General features: G+C 50.2%; 7 protein-coding genes and 1 pseudogene. 3 read left to right on the top strand and 5 right to left on the bottom strand.

Annotated features, from left to right (window positions below; translation table 11 throughout):
* Together Q0X25_RS05060 and Q0X25_RS05055 are read right to left on the bottom strand one after the other, a co-directional pair.
* Positions 1–1,370: AAA family ATPase (locus Q0X25_RS05060; RefSeq protein ID WP_298579452.1), on the bottom strand; the 1,370-nt coding region annotated here is incomplete at its 3' end.
* A complete protein-coding gene (locus Q0X25_RS05055; protein WP_298579449.1) occupies positions 1,363–2,145 on the bottom strand; it encodes an SAF domain-containing protein in 783 nt (260 codons plus the stop codon). The genes Q0X25_RS05060 and Q0X25_RS05055, both read right to left, overlap by 8 nt.
* Positions 2,146–2,833: 688 nt before the next feature.
* On the opposite strand from Q0X25_RS05055, the gene Q0X25_RS05050 reads away from it, so the two are divergent.
* Positions 2,834–3,811, top strand: a complete 978-nt coding sequence (locus tag Q0X25_RS05050; protein ID WP_298579446.1) for a hypothetical protein — start codon at positions 2,834–2,836, stop codon at positions 3,809–3,811.
* Between the two features lie 293 nt (positions 3,812–4,104).
* Here the strand turns inward: Q0X25_RS05050 and rsgA are convergent, their stop codons facing one another.
* The 3 genes and pseudogenes from rsgA to Q0X25_RS05035 form a co-directional block, all read right to left on the bottom strand.
* Positions 4,105–5,322, bottom strand: a complete 1,218-nt coding sequence (rsgA, locus tag Q0X25_RS05045) for a ribosome small subunit-dependent GTPase A (protein WP_367270398.1) — start codon at positions 5,320–5,322, stop codon at positions 4,105–4,107.
* Between the two features lies 1 nt (position 5,323).
* Positions 5,324–8,005 (bottom strand): cation-translocating P-type ATPase, encoded by a 2,682-nt coding sequence (locus tag Q0X25_RS05040; protein ID WP_298579443.1) that lies wholly within the window; start codon positions 8,003–8,005, stop codon positions 5,324–5,326.
* A 141-nt stretch (positions 8,006–8,146) separates the two neighbouring features.
* A pseudogene (locus Q0X25_RS05035) lies at positions 8,147–8,629 on the bottom strand (YhcH/YjgK/YiaL family protein).
* A 242-nt stretch (positions 8,630–8,871) separates the two neighbouring features.
* Here Q0X25_RS05035 and Q0X25_RS05030 point away from each other — a divergent pair.
* Together Q0X25_RS05030 and pyk are read left to right on the top strand one after the other, a co-directional pair.
* Complete coding sequence (locus Q0X25_RS05030; RefSeq protein WP_298579440.1) at positions 8,872–9,876, top strand: 2-hydroxyacid dehydrogenase; 1,005 nt, start codon at positions 8,872–8,874, stop codon at positions 9,874–9,876.
* A 162-nt stretch (positions 9,877–10,038) separates the two neighbouring features.
* Positions 10,039–11,478, top strand: coding sequence for a pyruvate kinase (gene pyk, locus Q0X25_RS05025; RefSeq protein WP_298579437.1), 1,440 nt, complete (start codon positions 10,039–10,041; stop codon positions 11,476–11,478).
* The last annotated feature ends 79 nt before the right edge of the window (positions 11,479–11,557 follow it).

Below are 11,557 nucleotides of genomic sequence, written 5' to 3'. Positions count from 1 at the left end.
AAGAGTCTGAAAGGTCGGCGAGAAGCTTGTGGATCAATAACAGCCTCCTGAGCTGCAGGAATATCGGGGATTTTGCCCACTTCACTCAGTAGTTGGGCAAGCAGGTGAGCGCCCGAACGCACAAAATCAGAGTCGAGTTTTACCAGCTCTTGGGCTTTTCCCGCAGCAAGTAGCTCTGATACTTCAGGGCCACCCTCAAGTACTCGAACAGCTCGTGCGGTTTCCAGCCCTACCTCAGCTCGACCTGCCATCAGATCGAACTTCGTCCGACGATCACCCCGATTGGCCACACGTACAATACGTGTGCGGGCAACGCCCAGCCGCACAGCTAATGCCGAAGTTCGTGCCAGCGAGCCAAAGCCACCTGCATATTCATCGTGTACTAGCAGCAAGCGATCACAGAGTTGAAACGCTTGAGCCGCTGCATCGGTACAGGTAGATGATGTATCCACAAGTACCACGTCATAGGCAGAGGCAGCTGTCAGCAACAATTTTTCAACTAAAGGAGAGATGCTCTCAGCCGATTCAGGACGCGCACAAGGGCCCCAAAGACGAATATTTTCTCCAACTTGAATGCTCGCCTCTTCAAGCAAATCCTTATTACTCTTGACACCCATTCCAACTTCAGATTCACCACGAGCATGGCGAGCCGCCCCAAACATACCTAACTTCAAGGTCTCCATAGCGGCCGCGCGTGGCAAGCCAAAAAGAGAAAAAAGGTTGCCACAGGCAAGATCAAGATCAAAAAGTGCAACTTTCATACCCCAAGAAGCAGCAATAAGCGCGCTCATTGCTGCAAGTGCAGTCTTTCCCACGCCTCCACGTCCAGACCCAAATACAAAAATGGGCGCTACTTCAGCTGGATTCTCTAAGCGTTTGGTCTCCATAGACCCCGCCTGCGGTACAACGAAACAGGACTGATCTTCCTCATGTAAGTTCGTATATTTAGCGGTTCTCGTCACACCGCAAGACGGCATTTGAGTGGGAAAATTATCGCTGGATTCTGGCGACATTTCTTCCTGTGGTTGCTCTGCATACATGAGCTTCTCTAGATCAATAACTCTGTCTACCTTTGCTTGCTTGGCATGCAAAAGCAAAGACTGAGATGGACTCTTTGTCACTAAAACTACGCGATGAGCATAGCCATCGTGCACCAATGCAGCTGCCAAATTGAGGTCTGAAATCCCCTCATCACAGCCACCCACAATTGCCGAGTACTTATGTACTTTTTCCTCACTAAACAAAGACCTCAGCCGACAAGCACTGGGAACAAAGATAAGCTTTGCGTCAGCATCCATAGATTGAGCTGCAAGTTTGAGTTCATCGCGGGCTTTGAGAGCACAGTACGCAAACCAGATATTTTCACTCATGAGTATCTTCCTTTTGATTGGGAGAAGCGGCACTTTCGTTGACGGGAGCTTCCGTTGGTGACGCCGCATCCCCCGCATCCTCAGCTTTTCTTTCAGCTTCTTCTTGCTCGCTCAGCTCAGGAGCTGCTGGCACGCTCGCCTTGCCAGCAACATCAGCAGCTGGAATAACCAAACGCAGATCCCCTGCTGCACTTGCTGCAAGGACTGCCGATACCCCTTCGGGTGGCACTGCCAATGTCACTTGTGCTCCGCTCAAACTAGCATTTGCACTCGGCTGCGAAAGCACTTGCATACCTTTTGCAATGAGCGATGTCCCGTCTTTTGACACCTGATATGCCTCAAGACTTGCACCTTGACTCAGATTACGAGGGATACCAAGTTTGTCCGTAATGGGAAGCGTCAGTGCTACATGACCCGCCGGTACATCTGCCATCGCTTCATTTGCGCGGAAGTTTAACTTTGTAAGAGGTGCACCCTTAGAAGCAGGAACGCTAATCTCCTTACCTAAGGTCTCATCCAAGCTTTGCAACGCACCATCGGGTGCCAAATCTGCCAACCAATCGCGCGTCGTAACGTTTGCCTGTGTCACAATATCGCCCGGCTCAAGCTCTTCGCTTGTAACGACAAGCGTGACGACTTCCCCTCCATAACGAGCAATGGCCTCAGAGCGCACGCGTTCTGCTTCGCCACGCACATGATCAGCATAAAGAGCGCAAAGCATCATGCTCAAAACAGAGCAGGCTATAGCAAAAATAAGGCGAAAACGCTTTGACATCCTCATCCTTCCCAGTCAGCGCAAAGGCATCTGTTTTCCGTGCGCATCTATTTTTGACTGAGGAAGTGCCTGTTTAAGCTGGGTATTTCTATTTAGCTTGTCCAAAACTGCATAGCAGTTGACATTAAACTGACGAAGTTTTCTTCATCAGCAGTTCGTTTGCTATAAAACTTATTTATGAAAACAAGAGCCAAGCCACCTTGGACCGACTTCAACCCACAGCAAAACTTTTACAAAAGATGTATTGGTTCCTCAAGCTGCGGCTTTGCGAAAAAGCAAAACATCGCTGTATCATTGCCCCTTCACGAACTCTCCAAAAGGCAGCAATGGGCAAGTCCATGGCAAGTTGTACTCCCAAAGTACGCCGGCTACACAGAGCAATTCTGCCAATCTTTAGGCAGTCTAGCTGCAGTTATCATCCAAGTTAAATCCAAGATGCATTTGCTACGGTATCGCTTTATCCCTTGAGCAAGGAGGCCGAAAAATGCACCATATATTGACCCATCAAAGTGCCCGAGACTATTACCGCCTTGCAGCTGCAACCCTACTTCCCTCACCATATACATCAGTGGCGGCATATTGCAGAGATTCCGCAGCTCTGCTCTCCCATGCTCACTTTACTATCGCCGTTCTACTTCGCCATGCTCTGCTTCCCATACCAAAAGATGCAAATCAAAATGCAAAGTCTATGCCTTGTGAAGAGCTGATTTGCAAAGCCATACAAGATGAATTCGATTATGAATTAGAAAAGCCTCTGCAATTTTTAGTGCACCCTGAAAAACGCTGCCACAAGTCTCATGTCTATTTTTATCGAAGCTGCAATTGGAAGCTTCCCCAAGCTAGTTTCTACGAGCTTAGCGCCAACGAATCTATCGTTTCTCCTGAATTGTTGTTCCTCCAAATGGCAGCTCATCTGGCTAAGCTCCACCTTGTTGTGGCTTTTGGCTGTGAACTGGCTGATCGCTATGCCTTGCTTCCAAAAGGATTGGTTTCAATAGCAAAGCAAACACAAAATACCGGTTCAACTACTATAAAATCAGCAATCCCTTCGCGCTTTGACGGCTATGTTGAGTGTGCTGGGCGCACTACTACTAGCAAACTTAGTGAATACATTCATCAAGTAGAATCTGCAAACTCACACACCACCATTCCGGGTTTAGATATCGCCAAACGAGCATTACGCTATATAAAAGACGGCAGTAGATCTCCCATGGAAACGTATTGTTTGGTTCAGCTTCGCCTACCCAGAGCATCCGGTGGCTTTGGTGCAAGCAATGCAAAATTTAACGTTCGAATAAATATAGACTCGAGTTGGCAATGCATATTGAAGAAGCCATATCTCGTGGTAGATGCTCTATTTCATGCGCACAATACCCACACTCGCAAAAAGCATCAAGACAGTGTCATCGAGTTCAACGGACTCCGCTGGCATGGAGGGCGCCCACAAATGAACGAAGACAATCTTCGTCGGCATGCTCTCGAGAATGCTGGATACGACGTGAGATTCATTACAGGTCGAGATTTTTACGATTTTCGTGCATGGAACATGATTGGGGAATCAATTTGTTGCGCAACTGGCATTGTTCTTCGTCCTGCTTCGCAAAAAATGATGCATAAGCGCCAACAAGTTCATCGGGATTTTTATAACGACGACTGCCTAAGATAAGGGTCACATTGCCCCAGACCCACATTACTAAAAACTTTTAGCCCCGTGGAAGCGTTTTTGGTAGGGATGCGAACAAAAATGTCTCCTCGGGGCTAAAAGTTTGAACTATCTGGGGTTAAGGACCGTATGGAATGGAAAACTCTGTAGGACGGAGGGGCTGTGTGGAATGGCGGGCGTATACCGGTGGAGGAGCGTGCAGGATGGAGGGCTGTGTGGAGTAGAGGGCTATACGAGTTGGAAGACTATGTGGGATGAACGTGTTTACAGACAAGGAGGCATACGGAATAGAGAAATTATAGGGTGACGTCGGGATCGAGGGTAGAAAGGCTCACACGCATTTCAGCGGCAAGGGCGAGATAGGCCGACAAAGCCTCCTCACTAAATTTTCCATCGGACAAAGCCTCTTGTACTGCACAGCCAGGCTCATGGGTATGCGTACAATCCCTAAAACGGCAACCCATAGCTGCCTGCTCGATTGCGGGAAAGACCAGCGAAAGGCCATGCTCATGCCCCACCAAAGGCAAAGACCTCAAACCCGGTTCGTCTACGATAATACCTCCGTTAGGAAGCAAAACCATGCGGCGTGCGACCGTCGTGTGGCGTCCCGCATCATCCCGCGACCGCACGGCACCCGTCTCAAGAGACTCACGTCCCAGTAAAGTATTAAGCAGCGATGACTTGCCTGCACCAGATTCACCTAACACAATAGCCACCGTACCAGCAGGCACCAATGCCCTCACAGCATCGACGCCCCAACCAGCCTTTGAAGACGTCAAGGCCAAAGGAGTATCAGCACCCAGCACCGCTTTTACCGTTGTCTCAGCTGCACTTAATTCATCTGCCTTCACGCGATCGACTTTGGTGAGAATTACGGCAACCCGAGCACCACAATCACGCGCCACAACAGCAGGGCGAGCAACACGATCGGCAGTAACCGCTCGCTCCCCCATCGCAAGGGCAATCAGCACAATATCAACGTTAGCAGCAAGAGTTTGCTTTTCTCCGCGAGATTTACCACGCCAGCGAGCAATATCACTTTCACGAGGCAATACTGCCTCAATCACACCCATTTCGTGCTGTGCAGGTACACGTAAAACCACCCAATCGCCCACAGCAACGCGCGTTGAAGCAGAAAGCTCTGCTCCTACATGACCTGCAAGTTTTGCCGTGGCAAGCTTGCGGCTCCCCGCCTTGGAAAGTCCCACGGAAAACTCGGCGCGTATCAAACCATCTTTCCAGGCAATCGCAGGAAAACCGCGATCCAAACGTACTACACAGCCCAAATACAACTCGCGCACAGCAGCTTCATCCGCCTCGCTCATCGCAGCTACAGCAGCAACGAAAGCCTCTTGCTGCGCTACACTCGCATGCAATGACTCAAAATCTGGTACATCGGCAAGAGAGGAAAGCGCTGGCAGGGTCTCTACAACCCCACCAGCGCTCATTTCTTTTGTACGACGCCACATGGCGCCGCCACGAGACTGAGACTTTTTTGAAAGTCGGTACGTCACATTACTCCTCGCTCTTGCCAAGCTTACGCAAGACAAGTTTGTAGATCTCCACGATAGGAATGATAAGCAGAGCCAAGCCCAAAGACATGAGATAGTGTGCCATATCAAGCTCAGCAAAGCCGAAGACTGCAGAAAGCGGAGTCTCAATTACCACCCACGTCAGCAGCAGCGCAACAGCAAAAGCACCCCATGCCCAAGTATTTTGCGTAGGCAAACCAAAGACAGAATTGCGGCGACTGCGCATGTTGAAGGAGTGGAACATCTCAACCATCGAAAGAGTTAAAAACGCCATGGTCATACCCATAACGCCATTTTTATCGCTAGCTACGGCATCAGCCAGAGACACACCAGCAGCCTGGATACCAATGAAATATGCAGCCATGGTTAAGCAGGAAATTGCCACACCCTGGAAGATCGTATCGGCACCCATTCCATTAGCAAAGATGCCATCTTGGCTTTTGCGGGGATGACGGCGCATAATATCTGGCTCAGCTGCCTCCATGCACATGGCAAGTGCAGGCAAGGAGTCAGTAATGAGGTTAATCCACAGCAGATGTGTTGGCTCAAGGATGGTAAAGCCAATCAACGATGCAATAAAGACAACAATGACCTCGGCGAGATTAGATGAAAGCAAAAATTGAATCGCCTTGCGGATGTTGTCATAGATACGGCGGCCTTCTTCGACAGCGCCAATGATGGTGGCAAAGTTATCGTCAGCAAGCACCATATCGGCTACGCCCTTGGTAACATCAGTACCTGTGATACCCATACCAACGCCGATGTCAGAACGCTTGATAGAGGGAGCATCGTTAACACCGTCGCCAGTCATGGCAACAACCATGTCCTTTTTCTTCCAGGTATCAACGATACGAGTTTTGTGCTCGGGCTGAACACGCGCGTAGACACCAATATCCTCGATGCGCTTATCAAACTCCTCGTCAGACAGACGATCGAGTTCTACGCCTGTAATAGCCTCATCGCGCCCTCTTACGATGCCGAGTTCTTTGGCAATAGCAACTGCGGTATCGATGTGGTCACCGGTAATCATCACCACGCGCATACCAGCGCCATGGGCTTCTTCAATTGCAGCTTTGACCTCAGGACGAACTGGGTCAATCATGCCGCAAAGGCCAATAAAGGTCATATCGTGCTCAAGATCAGCTGCAACATAGCTCGCAGGCGCGGTCTTGCCATAATTGACACGCGCCGCCGCCATAACACGCAACGCGTCGTTGGCCATGAGCTTGTTCTGCTCCATGATGGTGGCACGCCACTCATCGGTCATCGGCACAACGCCATCTTTGGTCTGCATCTTTGTGCAGCGTGCAAGCACAACGTCGGGGCCACCCTTGGTGTGCTGGATATAATCACCATCAGGCGAAAGATTGACTACAGACATCATCTTACGGCCAGAGTCAAAGGGCGCCTCGCCCACACGGGGATTTGCATAGTCCAGGTCGTCGGACAAAAATCCCAATTTGGCAGCATCTGCAACGAGGGCCGCTTCGGTTGGCTCACCAATAGCCTTTTCTGCAGCAGCATCCCACTTTGCATCCGAGCACAGCACCATGCAGCGCACAAGGCGACCAATATTTTCAGAGTAATGACGCACAACCGTCATCTTGTTTTGGGTCAGAGTGCCTGTCTTATCGGAGCAAATTACCTGCGTGCAGCCCAAGGTTTCAACAGCATTCATCTTGCGAACGATGGCATGACGACGGCTCATCTTGGTCACGCCAATGGAAAGAGCAATGGTCACAACAGCAACGAGACCCTCAGGAATAGCGGCGACTGCCAATGACACAGCAACCATAAAGGTATTCAAAACCTCAGGTACATTTGAGAAGAATGCAAGGCCACCATGCTGGATAACACCCACCAAAAAGACCACGGCACAAATACCCACAACAAGCTTGGTAAGAATACCCGAAAGCTCGTTAAGCTTGACCTGTAGGGGCGTGAGTTCATCTTTTGCCTGTGCAATAGCATCTGCAATTTTGCCCATTTCAGTCTGCATGCCAGTTGCAACAACTACAGCACGACCGCGACCATATACCACAGTCGAGCCCATGTAGCACATGTTTTTACGATCGCCCAGAGGTACATCGTCATTACCTGCAGGCAAACCGAGTACTTCAGCAATCTTGTTGGCAGGTACCGACTCACCCGTAAGGGCCGACTCTTCAATCTTGAGAGATGCGCTCTCCAAAATACGACAGTCAGCAGGTACCGCATCGCCCGCCTCAAGCACCACAATATCGCCTGGGACCAGGTCGGCTGAGGCGACAATGATTTGCCTGCCGTCACGGATTACCTTGGACTGAGCAGCGCTCATCTCCTGCAGTGCTGCAAGGGCATTTTCAGCCTGATACTCCTGTAGCACACCCAACATAGAATTAAGGACGACAACAAACATGATGATAAAGACATCAGCAAAGTCCGCTTCTCCCTGAGCCATGCCCGTAGCTGCGGAAATAAGAGCAGCAATGATAAGCATGATGACCATGGGGTCAGCCATCATCGAGAAGAAGCGCTTCCACAGTGGATCCTTCTCTGCTTCCTTTAGCTTGTTTTGGCCAATTTTTTCAAGACGGGCTGCGGCTTCAGTTGCGGTAAGGCCCAGCTCTTCGGATGAAGCCTGCTTTTGCAGCACCTCACGCGAACTTTCTAGATACTCTTTCACGTGTCCCTCCTGGCTATCTTGGCTGCTCAAAGCAGCCCCTCTCCTCGCTTGGCGCTAGGTGCCCGATAATAATTCCCCAGGAGGGGCAAGGGCTCACCTGCAATTACGTCGAAGCGCTTATAACACCCTCAGTATTTTATCCTACTCATCCCAAAACTTATCGCCCAAGACCTTAAAGCAAATCTTTTTAACCACTGCAGGTGTAGCGCCTGGTACGGTCAATGTTGGCATATGAGGTTCACCTGCAACAAAGAGCGCAAAACGCCCATGAGCAAGCGTGCCATCAATCATATCGGCACCCTCCGCCGCATCTGCCAGCTGAAAATCGTCTTGCTCGTTAAACTCAGCTATTTGAATTACCGGACCAGGCGTAACCTTAAAGCACTCCTCGCCCTCCAAATCGACCTGCAAATCCATATAGCGGCGGTGCTATTCATAGTGTGCATCTTGGGCATAACGCGTTGTTGCACTCATCACGTTGGCAAATACACGTTTTCCATCAATCGCACTAGTTCCTAGGGGCAGCTCGCGCATATCGTGCGAGTCAAGCCAGTCAATCAGCAGGTCCAAACCCTTGTACAAACCGCGATAACGATTGAGTTTGTCCAGTCCGTCGTAAATCATGGCCCTCCTCATCTCCACACGCCGCCTACGCTAGCTATAAACAATTATAGGAAGATAGCAAGCGGTTGATTTTAATAGTAAAGCGAAGATGGCAAGTAGAACCAATTTGCCGTGCAATTCCTAGGATAGACCTCCCTTGGGCTGCTCATACGCTAGAATTAGAGCAAGTCCGAGCAGGTTGTGCAAAAGTCCAGGACCGACCTGGATATGCGCGCACGTCTTTTAAGAAGGGACGCTACACCATGAGGATTCTTTTTTACGGTACCGCTAGCTACGACCAGGAGTCATTTGAGAAGGAAATTGCTGATTTCCCCGATGTCAAGATTGACTACACCGAGACCAACTTGACACCCATGACCGCAGCTCTTGCCCGGGGTTATGATGCTGTTTGCGCTTTCGTCAACGCTGACATCTCGGCTATGACCCTTGAGATTCTCAAGGGCTTTGGTATTGGTTTGGTACTCATGCGTTGTGCAGGCTTTGACGCCGTCAACGTTCCTATGGCAACTGAGCTTGGCATCAAGGTTACTCGCGTTCCTGCTTACTCCCCCGAGGCTATTGCCGAGCACGCTATGGCACTAGGCCAGGCAGCCAACCGTCGTATCCACAAGGGCTATATCCGTGTTCGCGAAAACAACTTTGCCCTTAATGGTCTGGTTGGCGAGACTCTGCATGGCAAGACCGCAGGTATTGTCGGCACTGGTCGCATTGGTGCTGCTCTTTGCCGCATCTGTAAGGGCTACGGCATGACCGTTTTGGGTGCTGATCTCTATCCCAACCAAGCGCTTGTTGATGAAGAGCACGTTGTTGATGAGTATGTCGACTACGATGAGCTATATCGTCGTTCTGACTTCATCAGTCTCCACGCCTTCCTTAACAAGGATAGCTACCATCTCATCGACGATGAGGCCATCGATAAGATGAAGCCTGGCGTCATCTTTGTTAATACCGGTCGTGGTGCATTAGTAGATACCCAGGCGCTCATCCGCGGCATCATCTCTGGCAAGATTGGCGCTGCTGGCCTGGACGTTTACGAAGAAGAAAATGCCAACGTCTATCAGAACCGTTCTGGCGAGATTGTCGACTCTGTTACTGCACGTCTCTGCTCTTTCCCCAACGTTGTCATGACCTCTCACCAGGCCTTCTTCACTCACGAGGCACTCTCTCAGATTGCCCGCGTCACCCTGGAGAACGCTCAGCACTACGCTCGCGAAGAAGAGTTCATCCCTCGCAGCGTTGTTTGCTAAATAATTTATATGTGTAAGCCCTGTGCGGACGCGTGAAACATATATGCCTTTTGCGCGCCCGCGCTCTTAGGCGGATATCATATGCCGTCGTCTTTGTGAATGAAGACAAGCCATGCTCTCGTATTAAATCAGCATGGCAGTAGGTTTTATGATAGGAGTTCGATGAATAAGCGCACTAAAATTGTTTGCACCATGGGCCCTGCTACTGAAAGCGACAATGTTCTTCGTCAGCTCATTGTCAACGGCATGAACGTTGCTCGCTTTAACTTCAGCCATGGTAGCCATGAATATCACCGTAAGAATATTGAGCGAGTTCGCAATATTTCCCGCGAGCTGGGTTTACCTGTTGCCATCATGCTTGATACTAAAGGTCCTGAGGTTCGCACAGGAGAACTCGAGGGGCACCAAAAGGTCATGCTCCAAACAGGCGGCAAAGTTATCGTAACTACCGACACCAGTGTCCCTGGCAATGCCGAGCGCTTCTCCCTTGACTATGAAGAACTTCCCAACGAGGTTACCAAGGGTTCCATCATTTTGGTCGATGATGGCTTAATCGGCCTTGAGGTTGACCACGTTGAAGGCAACGAAATCTTCTGCGACATCGTTAATGGCGGTGAGCTCGGCGAAAAGAAGGGCGTCAATGTCCCTAATGTCGAGATTGGTTTGCCTTCGGTTACCGCGCAGGACCGTGCCGACATTATGTTTGGTTGCGAGTTAGGTATTGACGCAATCGCTGCTTCCTTTATTCGTAGTGCCGAAGCAGTGCGCGAGATTCGCAAGATTTGTGCCGATGCAGGCAACTTTGGTGTTCTCATTCTTCCCAAGATTGAGAGCTCCGTAGGTGTTAAGAACTTTGACGAAATTTTGGCAGTGTCCGACGGCATTATGGTTGCTCGCGGCGACTTAGGTGTTGAGGTGCCTTCCGAGCAGGTACCCCACATCCAAAAGCAGATCATCCATAAGTGCAATGCTGCCTACAAGCCGGTTATCACGGCCACCCAAATGCTTGACTCGATGATTCGTAATCCCCGCCCAACTCGCGCTGAGGTTACCGACGTTGCAAATGCTATTTACGACGGTACTGACTGTGTCATGCTCTCTGGTGAGACTGCAGCTGGTAAGTATCCTGTTAAAGCCCTCAAGACGATGGCAAATATTTGCGTTGAGACTGAGCGCTACTTGCCTGAGCGCCCCGACTTTAGGGAGCGCGAAGGTGTCCGTAATGTCAACTCTGCCATCGGTCACTCCTGTGTCCAGATTGCCGATCAGGTAGAGGCCAAGTGTATCATCTGCCCGACTCGCTCTGGTCGTACTGCTCTCCTCATTTCTACGTTCCGTCCCCACCTGCCCATCTACGCTATGTCTCCCATTGCGCAGACGGCACGTCGTTGCTGCTTTATGTGGGGTGTAGAGTCCTTCCGTACAACCGAACAAGGGTCTTTATCTGCAACTTTGTATAATGCGTTGCAAGTTGCAAAGGCTCATGGTGCGGTTAATTCCGGCGATATTGTTGTTATTACCGCAGGCGATCCTCAAACGTCGCCTCGCCAAGGTGACTACACCACCTCAACCAACATGGCTATGGTGGCCCAGGTACAGTAAGCCGCCATTCCCAAGGAAAGGGATGCGGGGCATTTTAACTTATAAGGAATAGACTTTATATTCGTAAAGTCTATTCCTT

Origin of the sequence: uncultured Olegusella sp. (assembly GCF_947253395.1) — a bacterium.
Taxonomy (GTDB): Bacteria; Actinomycetota; Coriobacteriia; order Coriobacteriales; family Atopobiaceae; genus Olegusella.
This window is presented reverse-complemented; position numbering and strand designations above follow the sequence as displayed.

Excerpts from the sequence above, each read along its gene's own strand:
- Q0X25_RS05055 (WP_298579449.1), bottom strand. The coding sequence starts at position 2,145 with ATGTCAAAGCGTTTTCGCCTTATTTTTGCTATAGCCTGCTCTGTTTTG.
- Q0X25_RS05030 (WP_298579440.1), top strand. The coding sequence starts at position 8,872 with ATGAGGATTCTTTTTTACGGTACCGCTAGCTACGACCAGGAGTCATTT.
- Q0X25_RS05050 (WP_298579446.1), top strand. The coding sequence starts at position 2,834 with ATGCCTTGTGAAGAGCTGATTTGCAAAGCCATACAAGATGAATTCGAT.
- pyk (WP_298579437.1), top strand. The coding sequence starts at position 10,039 with ATGAATAAGCGCACTAAAATTGTTTGCACCATGGGCCCTGCTACTGAA.